Below are 19,338 nucleotides of genomic sequence, written 5' to 3'. Positions count from 1 at the left end.
CCTTCCCTCGCGGCACGCCATTCAAATCCGGCGTGACGCATTCAATTTCATCAATGCCCATCAGTCGCTGCGCGAGTGAATGGTGGTCATCGCTACTCATGACTCAAATCCTTTTTCGTTGGGCAGGCCGCAGGGCGGCGAGGCGTACAAAGTAAGCGTCAGGCGTTCGGAATATCAAGCGGCGAGCTTGAACCCTCTATCAAGGTGCTGCCGGGTCCGCGGTCCCGACGACTGTCAATCCCGCGTCTTGCACCCGTGGGGCAGGCCCCCGCCACGTCTCGGCTACCGATTCGACAGGTATTGGCCGAATTTTTGCTATTCAAGCTGCAAGCCGCCTTTAGACGTCATTTTCTCGGCACCGTCTAAAAGGGCCCTATGCCCCCCATCTCGATGCCTGCAAGGGTCGTGGGGCTTTCAACCGCCCATGAGCCTTGGTGTCCATGTCGAATTCAATTCCTGTCACGAGTCCGCTGCTTCCTCCGCTGGAAGAGTTCATGCCGTTTCTGGAGGAGATCTGGGCCAGCAAGCGTCTCACCAACGGTGGCCCTTTCCATGAACAGCTGGAAGCCGCACTGGCCGAGCACTTGGGCGTTGAGCATGTCTGCCTGTTTTCCAACGGCACCCTGGCGCTGGTCACCGCACTCCAGGCGCTGCGCGTCACGGGCGAGGTGATCACCACGCCGTATTCCTTCGTCGCCACGGCCCACTCGTTATTGTGGAACAGCCTTAAGCCGGTGTTTGTCGACATCGACCCGCTGACCAACAACCTGGACCCCAGGCGCATCGAGGAAGCGATCACGCCGGCGACCACGGCCATCCTTCCGGTTCATTGCTACGGGATTCCCTGTGACGTCGACGCCATTCAAAAAATCGCCGACACCTACGGCTTGAAGGTCATCTATGACGCCGCCCACGCGTTTGGTGTTCAGCACAATGGCACCAGCGTCTTGAATCATGGTGACCTTTCGGTCCTCAGTTTCCATGCCACCAAGGTGTTCAACACCTTCGAAGGCGGCGCGATCATCTGCCACGACAGGAAGACCAAGCAGCGCATCGATTACCTGAAGAACTTCGGTTTTGCCGACGAAGTTACGATCATGGCGCCGGGCATCAACGGCAAGATGAACGAGATTCAGGCAGCGTTCGGCATGCTCCAATTGCGCCACATCGATTCTGCGCTGCAGTCGCGCAAGCGTCTGTTTGATCGCTACGCCAGGGCGCTGGCAGACGTGCCCGGCATCACCTTGCTGGAACAGCCCGCAGGCGTGGACTGGAACTATGCCTATTGCCCGATTTTCATAGACGGTTCTCGGTTTGGCGTGAGCCGCGACGAAATGTACAACCGCTATCGTGCGCGCGATGTGCTGGTGCGGCGTTATTTCTACCCGTTGATCACAGAGTTCCCGATGTACCGCAGCTTGCCCAGTTCGGACGCTGCGAAGCTCACCCATGCCCACCTGATTTCCAGCCGCGTGTTGTGCCTGCCAATCTACCCGGACCTGACGGATGAGCAGCAGGACTCCATTATCGACATCCTGCTCAGCGCGCGCGGGGCCTGACCGATGCAACCCGTGCTCATCGCCCCTACCCATAGCCCTGCCGGGCTTGATCAGCGGTCCAACGACCATGCACTTCTGGATCAGGGCCGTGTGGCCCTGATGCAACCGTACTTTCTTCCTTACCTGGGTTACTTTCAGCTGATCGCCGCGAGCGACTGTTTCGTGCTGTACGACAACGTGCAGTTCATCAAGAACGGCTGGATCGAGCGCAACCGTTACCTGCTGGAGGGCGAGCCGAAGTGGTTTGGCTTGCCGCTGGCAAAGGGCAGTCACTCGCAGTTGATCAATCAACGCCAGATTTCGCCACACTTTGATATCGACGCCATCATGAGCCGCCTCGCGTTTGCGTACCGCAAGGCACCCCACGCTGAGCGCACGCTGACCTGGCTCGAAGCGCTGTTGAAATTGCCGGCACACAACATCGCCGAGTTCAATGAGCTGGCGCTGCGCTCGTGCTGCAGCCTGTTGCGCATTCACACCCCAATCGTTCGGGCCAGTGAATGGGCGCCGGTTTCCCATGCCAAAGGGCAGGAGCGCGTGCTCGAGACGATCAGGGCGATCGGCGGCACCCGTTATCTCAACCCGGTTGCAGGTGGCGCGATGTATGACAGCGTTGAGTTCGCCAACGCCGGTTACGCGCTGGAACTCCTCGAACCCGAACTTCGCGCTTACGAGCAGCTGGGTAAACCGTTCGTGCCCGCGCTCTCGATCCTCGACTTGCTGATGTTCAACGAACTGGACACCGTGAGCACCTGGGCCCGGCGCGGGAAAGTCATCGATGGATAAGGCCATGGGCGGCTTCTTCGAGCTGGAACTGCGCAGCGGTCAGGCGCTTCTACCAGGTGCCCGTGCTTACAACCTCGCACGCTCGGCGTTTCAGGCGCTGCTGCTCGCGCAGAAGGTTCGCAGGGTCTGGTTACCGCATTACTTGTGCGCGGTCATGCCCGACGCCGCACGAGCCATTGATGTCGAGGTTGTGCGTTACGGCCTGGATGCCGCACTGGAGCCTGCCAGCCTGCCCTCTCTGGCCGCCGAAGACGCGTTTCTTTACGTCAATTATTTTGGGCTCAAGGACGCGTACATCCACGACACCCTGGTCAAACGGCTCCGTCACGGTTTGATCGTCGACAATTCGCAGTCACTCTTCAGCGCCGCCGAAATGGGCGTCCCGACGCTCTATTCCCCTCGCAAGTTCGTGGGCGTGCCCGACGGCGGCTGGTTGGTGAACGGCCCGGTCGATCTCCCATCGATCACGCCTGGACAATCGGCCGATCGGTTCGAGGCCTTGCTCGGCCGTCTCGCTGGTCCACCGGAAGCGCACTACGCGGCCTTTCTCGACGTTGAACACGCACTCGGTGCGGAAGGTGTGCGCGGGATGTCTGCTGCCACCACGCGCCTGCTCGACAGCATCGACTACCCTCACATCAAGCGTCGGCGTCAGGAAAATTTCTCCCGGCTGCACGACGCCCTCGGCCCGGTCAATGATCTCGGTGCGATGAGCCTCGCCTCTGCACCGGCGCTCTGTTACCCGTTCATTGCGCAAGATCCCGACGAGGCCGCACGCATCCGCGAGGCGTTGCTGAATGAGCGGGTATATGTGCCGTGCTATTGGCGAGAAGTGCTGTCGGACCCTGGCGCTCCGGCGCTGGAGCGAGAACTGGCAGGCAGGCTCTTACCGCTGCCGATTGATCAGCGCTACGGCGCCGAAGACATGAACAGACTCGCTGCAATCGTCATCAACAGTTATCCGCGCCCTGCGATCAAACCCTGGAAGTAAAACGACAATGACTCGCCACAGTTTGCATCAGCAAATCGCGAACCCGTACTACATCTACGCACCCAATTACCGTGAGACCTCTTCCGGCATCTGCGTGATGCATTACCTCTGCCACGCCCTCAACGTCTCGGGGCATGAGGCCTATGTGGCGCTCTGCGACGTGGTCAATCCGCAACTGCGCACGCCGTTCCTGACGGAAGCGATCATGGAACAGCACCGACGAGCAAGCCGGGTACCCATTGCCGTCTACCCCGAGGTGATCGACGGCAACCCGCTGGGCAGCGCGGTGGTCGTGCGTTACATCCTCAATCGCGAAGGTTTTCTGAACGGGCGCGATGTGGGCGCCGCCGACACCGATCTGTTTTTCTATTACGCCGAAGACTTCATGGACAGCACGTCCCAGGGCAACATGTTGACCCTGCCGGTGATCGATTCGCAGCTGTTTTGCCCGCCTGACCAGCCCACCGAACGGACCAAAAGCTACCTGTATCTGCATCGCTACCCCCACGACCAGATTGACTTCGACCTGCTGCCCGAAGACGTGGAACTGCTCACCTTCAAAAATGCCAAAACCCTCGCCGAGCTGGCGGAGATTTTCAAGTGCGCCAAAGCGCTGTATTCCTTTGAAGTCTCTACCATTTGCACGGAAGCCATGTTGTGCGGCTGCCCGGTGATCTACTTCAAGGGCGAGCACATACAGGCACTTCCGTTCACCAGCTACATCGGCGACCTGGGCGCGACGTTGCACGATGAGCCGGGCGGATTCGAACGGGCCCGTGACACTGTTGCGGGCGTCTATGGCATCTGGCTGGAAATGGAGAGCGCGTTCTGGGGCCAGCTTCAGGGTTTCATCGACCTGACGCAGCAAGCGGCCGGCGAGCGCCAGCTTACGTTGCAGCCCTCCATTGAACACTGGCTGAAAGACCGCACCCTGACCCCTGCGCAGCGACGGCTGATGGCTGACCATCTGGCCACGCTGCCGCGCCCGGACGTGCTCGTTGCCGTCGTGGACCCAGACGCCGAACCCGAAGCGCTGAACGCGACGCTGGCGAGCCTCGATGCCTGGCAGAGCCTGGCAGAACGCGACGTGAAGCAAGTGGTTTACAGCGCCCTGACCTGTCCGCCTGACTTGACGTTCGGCACTCAGTGGGAAACGGCTGGCGAAACGGCAGCGCGGATCAACGCGCGTTTTCAAGAGAGCGACGCGCAGTGGTTGCTGGTGTTACGCGCCGGCGACGTGCTCCTGCCGAGCGGCATCACATGCCTGGAACCTCGCCTGTCCGAGACCCAGGCCAGCCTGATCTTCTGCGATGAAATTCACCGCTCGGGCAAAACCCTGGGCGCCGCGTTCAGACCTGATATGAACCTGGATTTCCTGCTGAGCCTGCCTGTCATTACCGCCGGCCACTGGTTCATGCGTCGTGATGCGTTTTTGCGGCCGGCGGGTTTGATCCCGACCTGCCGCAGGCGCTGGAATTCGACACGATCCTGCGCATGATCGAGCAAAACGGCTTGCAGTCCGTGGAACACGTGGCCGAACCCCTGCTGATCTGCGAAACGCCGACCCTGGATGAAAACCCCGACGAAGTCGCCGCCCTCAGCCAGCATTTGAACCGCCGTGGTTATCCCCAGCATGCCATCGAGCAAGGCCCGGGCCGGCATTACCATGTCAAATACGGCCATGTCGATCAGCCTCTGGTTTCGATCATCATTCCGACCAAGGACCAGCTGCACCTGCTGCAGCGCTGTGTCGAAAGCATTCTGGAAAAAACCCGCTACTTTCAGTACGAAATCATCATCGTCGACAACAACAGCGCAGCTGCTGATGCCGTGGCCTGGCTCTCCGAAATAGAAGCCATTGGCGGGCAGAAGGTCCGCGTGCTGCGCTATCCGCACGCCTTCAATTATTCCGCGATCAACAACCTGGCAGCGCGCCATGCCAACGGCGAATACCTGGTGCTGCTGAACAACGACACAGCGATCCTGCAGGATGACTGGCTGGACGCGTTGCTCAACCATGCGCTGCGGCCGGAAGTCGGTATCGTCGGTGCGAAGCTGCTCTACCCCAGCGGCAACATTCAACACGCTGGGGTCATCGTGGGACTTGAAGGACCTGCGGCTCACCCGTTCATCGGATTCGCGGCGGACGCGTCCGGTTACATGCAGCGACTGCTGGTGGACCAGAATTACAGCGTCGTCACGGCGGCCTGCCTGATGATCCGCAAATCCGTCTATGAGGAGGTCGGCGGCCTCGACGAGGAACATCTCACGGTCTCCTACAACGACGTCGACCTGTGCCTGAAGGTCGGTGCGCTGGGCTATCTCACGGTGTGGACGCCGCACGCGTGTCTGCTGCATGAAGGCAGTGTCAGCCAGAACGCCGTCGACATCGCAACGTTTGAAAGCAAGCTTGAGCGATTTACCGCCGAGCAGGCCTACATGTATTCGAAATGGTTGCCTGTTCTGGCCGCCGACCCGGCGTACAACCGTAACTTGTCCCTCGGCGGCGGAGCCTTTCATTTTGACCGCCGATCCCGTTTGTCCTGGAACCCGCTTTCGTGGCGACCGCTTCCCGTCCTGCTCGCGCATCCGGCGGACTCGCAGCCCTCAGCCAGCCGGCGGCTCGCCCAGCCGTTCGACGCACTGCGCAGCAGCGGCGAAGTCGACGGGATGATCAGTCGTCAGTTGCTCAGCGAAGTGGAATTGCAGCAGTACCGGCCGGACGTCATCGTCCTGCAACGGCGCATCGACGCGCCGCGCCTGCAGATGATGCGCAAAATTCATGCGTTCTCGGGCGCGTTCAAGGTGCTGGACATGGATCAGTACCCGGCGGGTCTGGACATCACAGGTCAGGTCAACGGGCTGGGCGTGGACATCGAACAATCGTTGAAAGAAGCGTTGGGCTACGTTGACCGACTGGTGGTACCGACGCCGGCCCTCGCCGGACTGTTCGCGGGGCGTCATCAGGATATTCGCGTGGTGCCCACCTTGCTGCCTGCCAGCTGGAGCCAGGTTCAATGCACGCCGCGATTGACTCAGCGGCCTCGCGTTGCCTGCTTCATGGGAGCGGCCGCAGGCGCCGAAACCCTGATGGTCGAAGCGATCGTCAAAGCCCTTGCCGGTGAGGTCGACTGGATCTTTTTGGGCAAGGCGCCGGTCGCCTTGCGCAAGTACGCGCACGAGATGCATCTGGACGCCCACACGCAGGATGACCCGGCGACGTTAAGCGCGCTGAGCCTGGACCTGGCGTTGCTGCCCATGACGCTGAGCGTTGCCAATCACTGCCGCAGCAACGTGATGGCGCTTGAGTACGGGGCCTGCGCAGTGCCAGTGATCACCAGCGATGTCGAAGGCATGCGTGGATCGTTGCCCATGACGCGCCTGCTCAACGAGGCAGCGCTGTGGGTGCGCGAAATCCGCATGCGCCTGGCGGACCGCGAAGCCGGCAGGCAGGAAGGCCAGACGTTGTGCACCGCAGTGCGCAGCGCGTGGATCAGCACTCCAGGTACTGCGCGCGACTCGCTCCAGAGCTGGTTACCTGAATGATGCCAACGCACCCCAAGACCCTTGAGTGCTCTGCACAGGAACCAACGCCATGGCAGCCGTGAATGTGCTGGTCTTTCCGTGCGGATCGGAAAACGCCTCGGAGATACACCAGGCCCTGATGCACTCGGTCCACGTCAATCTGTTTGGCGCCTCCAGCGTAGATGACCATGGGCGCTTTCTGTTTACCCACTACGCAGGCGATCTGCCGCGCATCGACGCGCAAGAGTTCGACGCCAGATTCGCAGCTCTCTTGGCTCAGTGGGACATTCAACTGGTATTCGCCACCCACGACAGCGTTCAGCATTATCTGTCGACACGGGTCACCGGGTGGAAGGTGGCGCTGGTAAACGGTGACCCTGAGGCATCGCTGACCAGCCGACATAAAGCGCTGACCTACGACCTGTTTGCTGACCAGCCGTGGACACCGACCCTGTACCGGTCGGTTGAGCACGTCGAGCATTGGCCGGTGGTGGTCAAGCCGGACACGGGCCAGGGCGGCCAGGGCGTGCGCATTGTGCAGACCGTTGCAGAGGCCGACGCTGCGTCGGCGCAACTGGCGGCGCCGTTACTCGTAGAGTACCTGCCCGGGGAAGAAATCACCGTTGACTGCTTCACCGATCGAAACCACCGTATCGTCTGGCTCGGTCCGCGAACCCGCGAACGCGTTCGCGCCGGCATCGCCATGCGTTGTCGTCCCGTGGCACTGTCTGCGGAAATCGAGGCCATCGGGCAGCTGATCAACCAACGCCTGACGCTGCGTGGCCCCTGGTTCTTCCAGCTTAAAAAAGACACTGCCGGCTCATGGAAACTGCTGGAAGTCAGCTGTCGGGTGGCCGGGGCAATGGTCACCCAGCGTGCCAGAGGGATCAATCTGCCACTTATGACCGTGCTCGATTACCTGGGCCGCGACGTAATCGCTTTGCCCGTGTCTGGCGTCAATCTGGTCGAGCGCCGCATCACCACGCTGGCCGAACTGGATGAAGACTTCGACACGGTCTACATCGATTTCGACGAGACCGTGATAAAGGACGGCAGAGCCATTCCCTCGACCCTGTATTTCCTTTACCGCATGCTCGCCAAAGGCAAACGGTTGATCCTGATCACTCGCCACGTCGGCAACCCTCTGGATGCACTGGGTGAGGCGCGTATAGATCCGCATCTGTTTGCCGAAATCATCCACCTCGACAACGGCGAGAAGAAATCAGCTTTCATTCATGGACGCGCCATTTTCGTTGACAACCACTTTCCGGAAAGACTGGACGTGGCGACGACATGCGGCATCCCGGTGTTTGATGTAGATGCCCTGGAGTTTTTCCTTTGAAGTCATTCAAGTTCGACAAGCTGCGCCGTTATCTTCTGCGCGCGTTACGTGACACAGAGATCAAGCCGCTGGCGGAACAACACCCGCATTCGGTGCTGATTTCCCGTGCAACGTACTCGCCCTGGTACAGCGATCAGGCGTTCATGAAGGCCTACGAGACCCTCCAGCACGCCACGCTGGTGGATATCTATCGCTGCTACGAACTCTGGACGCTGGTGCGCCAGCTTGAGCACGTCCCCGGCGCCGCGCTCGAAGTGGGCGTCTGGAAAGGCGGCACAGGTGGCTTGATCGCCAGCATGCTTAAACGCTTTTCATCGCCCCGGAAGATCTACCTGTGCGACACCTTTCAAGGGGTGGTCAAGGCCGGCGCAAATGACACCCTCTACCGGGGTGGCGAACACGCCGACACCTCGATAGAGGCCGTGATGGGGCTGATGGGCAAACTGGAGGTGACGGCGAACGTCGAGATCCTCACGGGTATTTTTCCGGAAGAAAGCGCTCACCGGATCGAGCACAATCTGTTCGCCTTCTGCCATATCGACGTCGACACCTACCTGTCAGCCAAGGACGTTTTCGAATGGGTCAGCCCGCGCCTGAGCGTGCACGGCGTGGTGGTGTTTGACGATTACGGCACCTGGGGCTGCGAGGGCGTGGCCGAGCTGGTACAGGAAATTGCAAAGAATCCGGACTTCTTTCTGTTCCAGAATCTGAATGGCCACGCCGTTTTCATCAAGTTGAGGGCGTGACCTATGGCTCATGACAGCGCTGAACGATTGCACCCGGCCCATTACCAGACATTGGAAGGGATTCGCATAAAAGAGTTGCTGAGTGGCTGGGCCGGCGCAGCTGACCGGCCACTCACGGTTCTTGATTACGGATTCGGCACCGGCAAATACTGGCCGCTGTTCAAGTCACTCAACATGAAAATCAGCGGCGTGGACGTCAATCCCCAGTACATCGAGAAAGCCATCAGCCAGGGCATCGACGCCAGCCACGAAGATGACATGTCCCGTTTCTCGGGGACGTTCGACGTGATTTTCCTGAGCCATTTGATCGAGCATTTGCCACCGGAAAAACTGATGCCCCTGCTTGATCGCCTGATCACGCTGCTGGCCGACAAGGGCCGCTTGATCATTGTCTGTCCAGTGCTCGGTGAACGGTTCTTCTACGATTTCTCCCACATCAGACCTTACTACCCCCAGAGCATCCGCCACGCGTTCGGCCAGTCGAGCTCGCCGTTGTCGTTCGGCGCCTCCGAACGACTGGTGCTGCGCGACATCCATTTTTCAAAGACCCATACCGCACCCGCAAGTGGCGGTCGTTTTACGTAAAGAGCAGCCCGTGGCACGGCTTCACTCAGCGGGTGAACACGCTTTTCGACATGGCCTGGCGCGCCAGCGACGGGCGCCTCGAGGTCATCAGTTCCTGGCTCGGCGTTTATGAAAGACCGTGATCCTCGACAGCCCGGAGCGTGAGCCCTGCATCCCGCGATCGATACGCCCCTGGGCTTTCCCCGTCCATTTCTTGAACGCCCGGTGGAACGCGCTGGGCTCTTGAAACCCCACCAGTGACGCGATCTCGACCACGCTCAGTTCAGTGTCGCGCAGCTTCTGCTGGGCGATGCCGCGCCGCACGTCGTCCTTGATCCCCTGAAACGCGCAGCCCTCACGCTCCAGCCGACGGCGGAACGTGGTGGCGCTGAGCTTCAGCTCGTCGGCCATTTCCAGCAGCGTCGGCCAGTGTCCGTAATGGCTGTTGCGCAGGCGTTGATAGACTTGCGCCGCCAGCCCGCGCTGGTTGCGGTAGCGGATGACCAGCCACTGCGGCGCGGTGCGCAAAAATGATTTGAGCGACGGCAACGACTGCACCACCGGCAGACGCAGGTAGTGGCTGGAAAACTCGATCTCGGTGCGCGGCTCGCCAAAACTCAGGTTGAAACCCCACAACAGAGAATCGTCGCTGAGCCGCTGACGGCGCTGGCGAAACTGCGCGCGGTCGATGCTGATGCGGCGCCCGCCGAGCCAGCACAGCAGGCTGATCATCAGCAGCAGAAACGTCTCTTCACCGAAGCGCTGCCGGACCGGATCGTCCGTCGTGGTGTCCACCGCGAGCAGCGCGCGAGGGCCACGAATGATGAGGCTGCCGCGAAAGTCGCGCAGGAACAGGCCGAAATTGCTCAGGCACTGGCGCAGGGCCTTTTCCAGGTTGGGTTCCTGAATCAACCCCCGGCAGATCAGGGCGAAGCTGCCCAGGGGCATGCCGTGGGAATCGAGGCCGAAAAACTCGTCGCCCAGTTCCTTGATCTGAATCAGCCACAACGCCGCAAACGCACTGGCCGAGACCCGCGCCGTGGGGTCGTCGAGCAGCGCCATGTCGATTTCCGCCGCCTGCAAAACCGACTGCAAACGCAGCGGCTGGTCGCGCAGCGCATGGACGATCAACTGGACGAAGTAGATCGACACTGAATCCTTTTCCCGCATGACCGCTTTTCCCTTTTTTCAATGGTGCGCCACGGATCAGGCGCTGATGGTAAAGAACGCCAGCCCATCTGGACAGTTTCGGCATAGGCCCGTCCCGAACGCCGATCTAGACTTGCCCGCAGTCAGCACCGGCCGAAATCCCGTTTCGCGGTGCGGCCCCCACAATTCCAATACGTGTCAGGAGTCGCCATGAGCACACCCGAAGTTTTCGTCGTCAGCGCACTGCGTACCGCCATCGGTGGATTCGGCGGTTCCCTCAAGGATGTCTCCCCCATCGAACTGGGCACCCAGGTCAGCCGCGCCGCGCTGGCGAAATCCGGGATCGCACCGGAGCACATCGGCCATGTGGTCATGGGCCACGTGATCCCCACCGAAGTGCGCGACGCCTATCTTTCCCGCGTCATCGCCCTCGACGCCGGCCTCACCAAAGAAACGCCTGCCATGAACGTCAATCGCCTGTGCGGTTCGGGCCTGCAAGCCATCGTCTCGGCGGCACAATCGCTGATGCTCGGCGACGCCCAGGCCGTGCTGGCCGGTGGCGCCGAATCCATGAGCCGTGGCGCGTACATCATGCCCCAGGCCCGTTGGGGCGCGCGCATGGGTAACGTGCAGGCGTACGACTACATGCTCGGCGCGTTGCACGACCCGTTCGCCAACATCCACATGGGCATCACCGCCGAGAACATCGCCGAGCACTACGGCATCACCCGTGCCGATCAGGACGCCCTGGCGCTGACCAGCCAGCAGCGCGCCGCCCACGCCATCGCCGAAGGGCGTTTCGAGGGCCAGATCGTGCCGATCGAGATCGCCACGCGCAAAGGCACGGTGACCTTCGCCCAGGACGAGCACGTCCGTGGCGACGTGACCGCCGAACAGCTGGACAAGATGAAAACCGCGTTCAAGAAGGACGGCACCGTAACGGCCGGCAACGCGTCCGGCCTGAACGACGGCGCGGCGGCGCTGGTCATGGCCAATGGCGACATGATCCGCGAGCACGGCCTCACACCGATGGCGCGTCTGGTGGCGTATGCCCATGCCGGGGTTGATCCATCGATGATGGGCCTGGGGCCGATTCCGGCCAGCCGCAAAGTGCTGGAACGTGCCGGCCTGACCGTGGCGGACCTGGACGTTATCGAATCCAACGAAGCGTTCGCCGCCCAGGCCTGCGCCGTCGCCCGTGAGCTAGGCTTTGATCCTGCGAAGGTCAACCCGAACGGCTCGGGCATCTCCCTCGGCCATCCGGTGGGCGCGACGGGGGCGATCATCGCCACCAAGGCGATTCACGAACTGCACCGGATTCAAGGCCGCTATGCGCTGGTGACCATGTGCATCGGCGGCGGCCAGGGCATCGCCGTCATTTTCGAACGTGTGTAAGGAGGCTTGTCGATGAGCATGCAACACATCGCTGTAATCGGCGCTGGCACCATGGGCAACGGCATCGCGCAGGTCTGCGCCGTGGCCGGTTTCGACGTGACCCTGCTGGACATTTCCGACACGGCACTGGAACGCGGCATGGCGACGGTGCGCAAGAACCTCGAGCGGCAGGTGACCAAACAGACGGTGACCGCCGAGCTTGCCGAAGCCGCGCTGGGGCGCATCGGCGTCACCACTGATTACGGCCAGTTGAATGGCGCGCAACTGGTGATCGAGGCGGCGACCGAGAACCTTGAGCTGAAGCTGCGCCTGCTCAAGCAGATCGCCAGCCATGTCGACCGCGACTGCGTTATCGCCTCGAACACCTCGTCGCTGTCGATCACCCAACTGGCCGCCAGCGTCGAACACCCGGACCGGTTCATCGGCCTGCACTTCTTCAACCCCGTGCCGATGATGAGCCTGATCGAGGTCATTCGCGGTCTGCAGACGGCGGACACCACCCACATCGCGGCGATCAAGCTGGCCGAGCGATTGAACAAGACCGCGATCACCGCCGGCAACCGCCCGGGGTTCGTGGTCAACCGGATTCTGGTGCCGATGATCAACGAAGCGATTCTGGTGTTGCAGGAAGGTCTGGCCACCGCTCAGGACATCGACGACGGCATGCGACTGGGCTGCAACCAGCCCATCGGCCCGCTGGCGCTGGCTGACCTGATCGGGCTGGACACCTTGCTGGCGATTGTCGAAGCGTTCCACGAAGGCTTCAACGACAGCAAATACCGCCCTGCTCCGCTGCTCAAGGAAATGGTCGCGGCGGGGTATCTGGGCCGCAAGACCGGGCGTGGGTTTTTTGTTTACAACTGAGTGAATCCGGATGTGGGACGGCGTGTTTCTGGAAGGACCGGCTTTAGCCGGGAAAGCGTCGGTGGTCACGCCGCAAATTTTGGGATGACCCTACCGGCCTCTTCCCGGCTGAAGCCGGTCCCACTAGGACAGCGCATGCATCCAGTGAGCTTCCGGCGTACTCGAATGTAGGACCGGCTTTAGCCGGGAAAGCGTCGGTGGCCACGCCGCAAATATTGGGATGATCCTACCGGCCTCCTCCCGGCTGAAGCCGGTCCTACAAGAGCTCTGCGTGCGTCAATGGGAAAACAGCGAATTGCCGACCTTGCCCGCCATCTTCTCCGGCTTGATCAGGAACCGCGCCAGCGCTGGCAGCAGCCACAGGGCGCCGAACATGTTCCACAGCAGCATGAAGGTCAGCATCAGGCCCATGTCCGCCTGGAACTTGATGGCCGAGAAAATCCAGGTGCACACCCCGATCGCCAGGCACAGGCCGGTGAACAACACCGCTTTGCCTGTGGATTTCAGGGTCTGGTAATACGCTTCCTGCAACGGCAACCCCGCCCGCAGGAAACTCTCCAGTCGGCTGTAGATGTAAATCCCGTAATCGACCCCGATCCCCACCCCGAGCGCCACCACCGGCAGGGTCGCGACTTTCACGCCGATCCCCATGAACGCCATCAGCGCGTTACCCAGCACCGACGTCAGCACCAGCGGCAGCACGATGCACAACGTCGCCGCCCATGAACGGAAGGTGATCATGCACATCACCGCCACGCACACGTAAACCAGAATCAGAATGGTCAGCTCGGCCTGCTTGATGACTTCGTTGGTGGCCGCCTCTATCCCGGCGTTACCCGCCGCTAGCAGAAACTCCAAGCCGTCCTTGTCGTTCTGCTGAGCGAACGCCTGCACCGCATGTACGGCCCGATCGAGGGTTTCCGCCTTGTGGTCGTTGAGGAAAATCAGCAACGGCGCCAGGGAACAGGTGTTGTTGTACAAACCGTCAGCGCGGGAAATCGAACTGTTGAGCACGTCCTTGTTACGCGATAGCGACTCCCATTTCAGGTTGCCCTCGTTCATCCCCTTGATGACCTGCTTGGACACGGTCACCAGCGAAATCGCCGATTGCACCCCCGGCGTGTTCTCCATTTTCCACGACAGCTCGTTCATCGCCGACAGCGTCTGATACGCCGAGCACCCCTCGGGCGGCGTCTTGACCATCACCACCAGCACGTCGGAACTGGTCGAATAATTGTTGATGATGAAACTGTTGTCCTGGTTGTAGCGCGAATCCGGCCGCAACTCCGGCGCGCCTTGGTCGAGGTCGCCGATCTTCAGGTTATGGCCGTACCAGAGGCCACCCACCAGCGCGACCAGTGCCAGGGCCACAGAAACCCGGGCAACTTTCGGTGCGGCGAAGTTCGACAGCAGACGCCAGAACGGATGCTCGCGCACGGCATCCTCTTTACTGCGCACAACCGCTTTTTTGCTGATGCCGGCGTAGGAAATCGCCACCGGCAAGAGGATCAGGTTAGTGAACACGATCACCGCCACGCCAATGGACGCGCCGATGGCCAGCTCGCGGATCACGCCGATGTCGATGATCAGAAGCGTGATGAAGCCGACGGCGTCCGCAAGAATGGCGATCATCCCCGGCAGGAACAACTGGCGAAAGGTGCGACGTGCTGCGGTGAGGGCGCTGTCGGCGTCGCTGGATTGCAGAGCGATGCCATTGATCTTCTGCACGCCGTGGGAAATACCGATGGCGAAGATCAGAAACGGCACGAGCATTGAATAGGGATCGAGCCCGAAACCCACCACATGCATCAGGCCCAGCTGCCAGATAACGGCGATCAACGTGGTGCTCAACACCGCGATGGTGCTGCGGGCGCAGCGGGTGAACCACATCAGCAGGACCAGGGTAATCAGGAACGCGATGCCGAAGAACATCACCACCATGATCAGACCGTCGATCAGGTCGCCGACCTTCTTGGCGAAACCGACGATGTGAATCTCGACGTTGGGGTTCTGCGCTTCGTACTTGTCGCGGATCTTTTCTTCGAGCTGGTGGGAGAACTGGCGGTAATCCAGCGGCAGCAGTTTGCTCTGGTCGTTGGGGTCCGGGTAGAACTCCTGCAGCGGCACATCGACGATGCTCGACTTGAAGTTGTTGGCCACCAGACGCCCGACCTGCCCCGACTTGAGAACGTTATTGCGCAGCTTGTCGAGGCTCTGTTGCGAGCCGTCGTAGCTCTGCGGAATCACCTCGCCGCCGGCAAAGCCCTCCTCCGTCACCTCGGTCCAGCGCACGCTGGGGCTCCACAACGATTTGAGCCCGGAGCGATCCACGCCGGAAATGTAGAACACCTCGTCGTTGATCTGGCGCAGAGTCTCCATGTACTCCTTGGAAAAGATGTCGCCCTGCTTGGCCTCCACCGAGATGCGCACGGTGTTGCCCAGGTTCGCGAGGTCGTTGCGGTGCTCCATCATGTTCTGAACGAACGGATGACCCAGCGGGATCATCTTTTCGAAGCTGGTGGACGGGCGCACCAACGTCGCTTGCCAGAACAGAAAGACGCTGACCAGCAGGCAGATGCCGATCACCGTCTTGCGGTTGTTGAAAATCAACTGCTCCAGGCGCGTCGGCTTGTCGTGATGCTGTTGAAGGTTGCTCATAGAAACGGTTCCTCGCCTGCTTGTTCTTATTGTTGAGCGCTGTCAGCGCCCGTCGGCGAGGTGACGCGAACGCCGCCCTGTCCTACCAGAACCAGATTGCCTTTATCGTCCTCAGCCACCCCGGACAAGGAAAGCCGGTCGGGGCGATTGGCAACCGTGAAGCTTTTGCCATCGTCTGTGCTGCGCATCACGCTGCCGCCGTTGCCGACCAGCACGATGGCGTTGTCGGGCATCAGCGAGGCATTGGCGATGCTGAACTCCAGCGGGCCGCGCTCACCCTGCAGCGGGACGGGCTCCCAGGTGGTGCCGAAATCGGTTGAACGAAACAGGTTGCCGCGCAAGCCGTAAACCAACAGCGTGTTGGATTCAGCCGTGCCGAGCGCACCGAACAGCGAGCCCTGGTAAGGGCCTTCGAGCTTTTCCCAGGTCTGGCCGTCGTCCGGGGAGCGGAACATGCTGCCCTGTTCCCCGACCACGAACAGGCCGGCGTCCTTCACGTAGGCAATGCCGTTGAGGTGGAACTGGTCTTCGTTGTCCAGCCGGTCGCCGATGTCTTCCCAGTGCTGGCCGCCGTCGGTGGTTTCCAGCACCGCACCATAAGCACCCACGGCAATCCCGGTAGTGAGGTCCTTGAACCAGACATCCAGTAATGGTGCTTCGCGTTTGAGGTCTTCGAACTGTTTTGTCCAGCTGGCGCCGGCATCGCTGCTGGCGAGGATCTGCGCATCGTGGCCCACCGCCCAGCCGTGCTGGTCATCGACGAAATACACCGCCGTGAGCATCTGGCGGGTTGGCACTTTGGCCTGGGTCCAGGTTTTGCCCTGGTCATCGGAATAGAGAATGTGACCACGATCCCCCACCGCGACCATGCGCTTGCCGGCATGGGTTACGTCCAGCAGCAGGCTGCGGGAAGCTTTCGCGGATTCGAGGGCGTAGACGGCGGAATCGCCAGCGTTGGCAGGAGCCTCAGCGGGCGTGCCATCAGCGGCCAGGGCGGCGCCGCAGAAGTTCGAGGAGAGAAGCAGGGACAGAGCAGCGTGGAGAGGCAGGCTCTTGAAAAGCATCCGGGCGTTGAACTGGCCCCGAATGACCGCAAACCGAGTGCGCCGAATGACAGGCTCACGCATGAAGCTACCCCTTTCTTTATTTTTATTGGGTGCTTCAGAAGGCCGTTTCAGCCGCGCAGATGCTCTAGCCTGCACGCGACGTGGCCGTACCGAAGCGACCCCATCCTAGTCAGCTTTGGAAACGTATGACAATCGACATGACGTTATCTTTTGTTAAGCAGCGGGCGCTGATTGGCGTGTTATCACTGGGAGTGATTGAGCGAATTCACCGTGCGTAGCATCGCTGGGCCGTGGAGCTCCCATTCAGGCGTCAACGGTGCCGGGCCGCTCGGCACCAGCACGGTTGTCGGCTTGGCTCAGAAAGCGTAAGTGAGCGCCAGCGTGGACATCGTCGTCCTGGCGGACTGACTGCCCGGGTCACCTGCGATACGGAAGCGATCGCCGCTGTGGGTGTCCTTGATCAGCGTGCTGCCTTTCGCCTCGGCGTACACCTGATGATCCACACCCGCCCTCACCGAAAGCTGCGGACTCATGCGGTAACTGAGCGCAACCGCCAGACTTTGCATGCGGCCGTCGTTCCCGTAGTCACCGTCGTAGGTAACGCCGGTGACATGATGCCGATCGTGATCCCGCGCCCGAACCCACTGGCTATATTTGAACCTGCCTTCCAGCGTCCAGTTGCGAAAATGGTAGAGACCGACCAGCCCCACATAAGGCGTGTCGTAGGTCTGCTGATAGGAAATGCCTTTCTCCCCCGCCGGAAATTCTCCGGACTCGTCGCGGAACCCTTCGTCCGACGAATAGGTATAACGCCCGCCTTTCGCCGACCAACCAAACTGGTTGCGCTGATAACCGAGCATCACACCCAGTGCCACATCCTCACGCTTGAGCGCCCACGCGGTGGCGGCGAAATCGGCCTGCCAGGCTTTGCTGACCTGAGTGTCCGGATGATCGGAATAGTGGCTCCAGTCGCCGCGATCCTCCTCCAGCCAGTCGTAATCCTTCAGATGCCCATCGCCCTTCGCCACCCGCGTCCAGCCGTTCAGATCAAGGGACAGCCAGTTTATCGGCTGGTACTTCACGCCCAGATGCAGTGTCGGCACCTGCTTCATGCTCCAGTTCAACTGGCTGATCTTCTGCCCGCTTTCAACGTCGTACACCTTTTCCCGCGCCTGACCATTCAACAGCCCGACCCCCAGGCTCACCCCAACCGCCCCCAGCTGGAACCGCTCCTCGCGGGTCGTCTGCGCCTCGGCCAACGCCTCGGCGTTAAACGCAGCCAGCCCTACCCATAACAGCGTATTCCTGCCCTTCATCACCCACTCCGCACTCTTCTTATTGAGATTTTTGTCCAGCGCCGCACGCAGCTGAACAAGGAGCGAAAGGATGAAGCGCCGCGAAGGAAATCTCTGCCGGGCGGTTCTGAAGGAACTGCGTGAAAGCTAAACGTTGGCGTTGGGAAATTGCCTACAAAGCCGTCGAAGGTGTGTTCAGTGACGCAACAATTTGCGCAACGGCACCCCATCCTTGAGCACCGGCGACTTGATGACGATGTAGCTGAAGTACTTCGAGATTCCGATGTTTTTGTCGAGCAGGCTTTCCACCACTTCCTGATAGTGCTGGATGCTGCGGGTCATGAAGCGCACCAGGTAGTCGTAGCCGCCGCTGATCAGGTGGCATTCCAGCACTTCGTCCACTAGACGGATGTTGGATTCGAACTTGGCGAAGTCTTCGCGCTTGTGGTCGCTGAGGGTGATTTCGGTGAAGACGGTGACCGAATCGGTGATCTTGGCCAGGTTCAGATGCGCTTTGTAGCTGGAGATATAACCAGCCGATTCCAGCCGCTTGACCCGTTGCAGGCACGGGCTGGCGGACAGGCCGACGGCATCGGCGAGGCTGACATTGGTCATCCGGCCGTCCTTCTGCAGTTCGACCAGGATACTGATGTCGATCCGATCCAGTTTTACGAGCCCTTCCATCACGTACCTCTTGACTGCCGTTGTAAGACAATCTTCTAGCAAAATCAGCGCCGTAAAGACAGCTGATGCTGCGCCACCAGGTCAGCCATGCTGTTAATGCAGTATTCCGCCGCGCAGGGCGAAGGCTGACGCGCCCGGTGGCGGCCGATCAGGCAGCGGTCCAGACCGGCGAACGTGTCGACCGACGGTCCCGTGACGTGCAGGACCGGTTGCACCTGATCGCCCTGATCCGTGAGCCATTGCGGACCTTCGGCCAGGGAAATGAAATCTTCCGGTGCAATTCCCAGCCGCTCGCAGAGCACGCCACGGTCCTCGGCATCGCGGTCGCCGCGCACCAGCAGCCGATAGAACTTGCGCAAGTACAGCATCGCCCCCGGTGCGTCTTCGAACAGCGACCAGTTGGCCGCCGAACGAGCGAAGCTCATGCCCTCCTCCCAACTGGCGTGCAGGCCCCACTTTTCGGCGAGCTGGCGATGGGCGAAGCACAACAGGCCGCTGAAGCCCAGCTCGGCGAAGCGCGGATACAGGGTCGCAACGACGGCGTTGAATTCCGCCAGCACTTCATCTTTGGCCGGTTGCCCGCCGCGGCTGTCGAGCAGCGGTTGCAGCGCGGCCCAGACGCCCGAATCGCGATCCACCAGCACTTCGTCGCAATCGATCAGTAACGCTCGGTACTCTGTTAGCCCGATTCCGGTCAGCCCCAATTCTGTCAG

At 60.9% G+C, this 19,338-nt stretch carries 16 protein-coding genes; 10 read left to right on the top strand and 6 right to left on the bottom strand.

The window, feature by feature from the left end:
* The first annotated feature begins 440 nt into the window (after positions 1-440).
* The 8 genes from vioA to JN403_RS12865 are packed head-to-tail and all read left to right on the top strand — an operon-like array spanning position 441 to position 9,534.
* Entirely contained in the window at positions 441-1,559 is a 1,119-nt protein-coding gene (gene vioA / locus JN403_RS12900) for a dTDP-4-amino-4,6-dideoxy-D-glucose aminotransferase VioA (RefSeq protein ID WP_205482701.1), read from the top strand.
* 12 nt (positions 1,560-1,571) lie between these two features.
* Positions 1,572-2,345 (top strand): WbqC family protein, encoded by a 774-nt coding sequence (locus JN403_RS12895; RefSeq protein WP_205482700.1) that lies wholly within the window; start codon positions 1,572-1,574, stop codon positions 2,343-2,345.
* A complete protein-coding gene (locus tag JN403_RS12890) occupies positions 2,338-3,336 on the top strand; it encodes a hypothetical protein (RefSeq protein WP_205482699.1) in 999 nt (332 codons plus the stop codon). The genes JN403_RS12895 and JN403_RS12890 overlap by 8 nt, the downstream gene beginning before the upstream one ends.
* Before the next feature lie 7 nt (positions 3,337-3,343).
* Positions 3,344-4,834, top strand: coding sequence for a hypothetical protein (locus tag JN403_RS12885; RefSeq protein WP_205482698.1), 1,491 nt, complete (start codon positions 3,344-3,346; stop codon positions 4,832-4,834).
* Positions 4,831-6,882 (top strand): glycosyltransferase family 2 protein, encoded by a 2,052-nt coding sequence (locus tag JN403_RS12880; RefSeq protein WP_205482697.1) that lies wholly within the window; start codon positions 4,831-4,833, stop codon positions 6,880-6,882. The genes JN403_RS12885 and JN403_RS12880 overlap by 4 nt, the downstream gene beginning before the upstream one ends.
* Positions 6,883-6,931: 49 nt before the next feature.
* A complete protein-coding gene (locus JN403_RS12875) occupies positions 6,932-8,203 on the top strand; it encodes an ATP-grasp domain-containing protein (RefSeq protein ID WP_205482695.1) in 1,272 nt (423 codons plus the stop codon).
* A complete protein-coding gene (locus JN403_RS12870; RefSeq protein WP_205482693.1) occupies positions 8,200-8,949 on the top strand; it encodes a TylF/MycF/NovP-related O-methyltransferase in 750 nt (249 codons plus the stop codon). Before JN403_RS12875 ends, JN403_RS12870 begins: the two co-directional genes overlap by 4 nt.
* Before the next feature lie 3 nt (positions 8,950-8,952).
* Positions 8,953-9,534 carry a methyltransferase domain-containing protein gene (locus JN403_RS12865; RefSeq protein WP_205482691.1) on the top strand — a complete coding sequence of 194 codons (582 nt, stop codon included), beginning with the start codon at positions 8,953-8,955 and terminating at the stop codon, positions 9,532-9,534.
* A gap of 87 nt (positions 9,535-9,621) precedes the next feature.
* On the opposite strand, the gene JN403_RS12860 is transcribed toward JN403_RS12865, so the two are convergent.
* A complete protein-coding gene (locus JN403_RS12860; protein ID WP_205482688.1) occupies positions 9,622-10,683 on the bottom strand; it encodes an AraC family transcriptional regulator in 1,062 nt (353 codons plus the stop codon).
* Positions 10,684-10,872: 189 nt separating this feature from the next.
* Here JN403_RS12860 and JN403_RS12855 point away from each other — a divergent pair, with 189 nt between their 5' ends.
* Positions 10,873-12,057, top strand: a complete 1,185-nt coding sequence (locus JN403_RS12855; protein ID WP_205482686.1) for an acetyl-CoA C-acyltransferase family protein — start codon at positions 10,873-10,875, stop codon at positions 12,055-12,057.
* A gap of 12 nt (positions 12,058-12,069) precedes the next feature.
* A complete protein-coding gene (locus tag JN403_RS12850) occupies positions 12,070-12,921 on the top strand; it encodes a 3-hydroxybutyryl-CoA dehydrogenase (protein ID WP_205487192.1) in 852 nt (283 codons plus the stop codon).
* 276 nt (positions 12,922-13,197) lie between these two features.
* Here the strand turns inward: JN403_RS12850 and JN403_RS12845 are convergent, their stop codons facing one another.
* From JN403_RS12845 to JN403_RS12825, 5 genes are all read right to left on the bottom strand, one after another.
* On the bottom strand, positions 13,198-15,579 hold the full coding sequence (locus tag JN403_RS12845) for an RND family transporter (RefSeq protein ID WP_205487191.1): 2,382 nt from the start codon (positions 15,577-15,579) through the stop codon (positions 13,198-13,200).
* 26 nt (positions 15,580-15,605) lie between these two features.
* Complete coding sequence (locus tag JN403_RS12840) at positions 15,606-16,667, bottom strand: YCF48-related protein (protein ID WP_240356968.1); 1,062 nt, start codon at positions 16,665-16,667, stop codon at positions 15,606-15,608.
* A 335-nt stretch (positions 16,668-17,002) separates the two neighbouring features.
* A complete protein-coding gene (locus JN403_RS12835; RefSeq protein ID WP_205487190.1) occupies positions 17,003-17,962 on the bottom strand; it encodes an omptin family outer membrane protease in 960 nt (319 codons plus the stop codon).
* A 174-nt stretch (positions 17,963-18,136) separates the two neighbouring features.
* Positions 18,137-18,625: an Lrp/AsnC family transcriptional regulator gene (locus JN403_RS12830; RefSeq protein WP_003174918.1), complete on the bottom strand. Its 489-nt coding sequence runs from the start codon at positions 18,623-18,625 to the stop codon at positions 18,137-18,139.
* A 44-nt stretch (positions 18,626-18,669) separates the two neighbouring features.
* On the bottom strand, positions 18,670-19,314 hold the full coding sequence (locus JN403_RS12825) for a 2-haloalkanoic acid dehalogenase (RefSeq protein ID WP_205487303.1): 645 nt from the start codon (positions 19,312-19,314) through the stop codon (positions 18,670-18,672).
* Between the last annotated feature and the right edge of the window lie 24 nt (positions 19,315-19,338).

The organism is Pseudomonas sp. 15A4, from assembly GCF_016925575.1.
Taxonomy (GTDB): domain Bacteria; phylum Pseudomonadota; class Gammaproteobacteria; order Pseudomonadales; family Pseudomonadaceae; genus Aquipseudomonas.
Note: the sequence above shows the minus strand (reverse complement) of the source record. Positions and strands in the feature narration are given on the sequence as shown.

Bases quoted from the DNA above. Each gene is read 5' to 3' on its own strand.
- vioA (WP_205482701.1), top strand. From the start codon at position 441: ATGTCGAATTCAATTCCTGTCACGAGTCCGCTGCTTCCTCCGCTGGAA.
- JN403_RS12890 (WP_205482699.1), top strand. From the start codon at position 2,338: ATGGATAAGGCCATGGGCGGCTTCTTCGAGCTGGAACTGCGCAGCGGT.
- JN403_RS12885 (WP_205482698.1), top strand. From the start codon at position 3,344: ATGACTCGCCACAGTTTGCATCAGCAAATCGCGAACCCGTACTACATC.
- JN403_RS12880 (WP_205482697.1), top strand. From the start codon at position 4,831: ATGATCGAGCAAAACGGCTTGCAGTCCGTGGAACACGTGGCCGAACCC.
- JN403_RS12875 (WP_205482695.1), top strand. From the start codon at position 6,932: ATGGCAGCCGTGAATGTGCTGGTCTTTCCGTGCGGATCGGAAAACGCC.
- JN403_RS12865 (WP_205482691.1), top strand. From the start codon at position 8,953: ATGGCTCATGACAGCGCTGAACGATTGCACCCGGCCCATTACCAGACA.
- JN403_RS12860 (WP_205482688.1), bottom strand. From the start codon at position 10,683: ATGCGGGAAAAGGATTCAGTGTCGATCTACTTCGTCCAGTTGATCGTC.
- JN403_RS12855 (WP_205482686.1), top strand. From the start codon at position 10,873: ATGAGCACACCCGAAGTTTTCGTCGTCAGCGCACTGCGTACCGCCATC.
- JN403_RS12850 (WP_205487192.1), top strand. From the start codon at position 12,070: ATGAGCATGCAACACATCGCTGTAATCGGCGCTGGCACCATGGGCAAC.
- JN403_RS12845 (WP_205487191.1), bottom strand. From the start codon at position 15,579: ATGAGCAACCTTCAACAGCATCACGACAAGCCGACGCGCCTGGAGCAG.
- JN403_RS12835 (WP_205487190.1), bottom strand. From the start codon at position 17,962: ATGAAGGGCAGGAATACGCTGTTATGGGTAGGGCTGGCTGCGTTTAAC.
- JN403_RS12830 (WP_003174918.1), bottom strand. From the start codon at position 18,625: ATGGAAGGGCTCGTAAAACTGGATCGGATCGACATCAGTATCCTGGTC.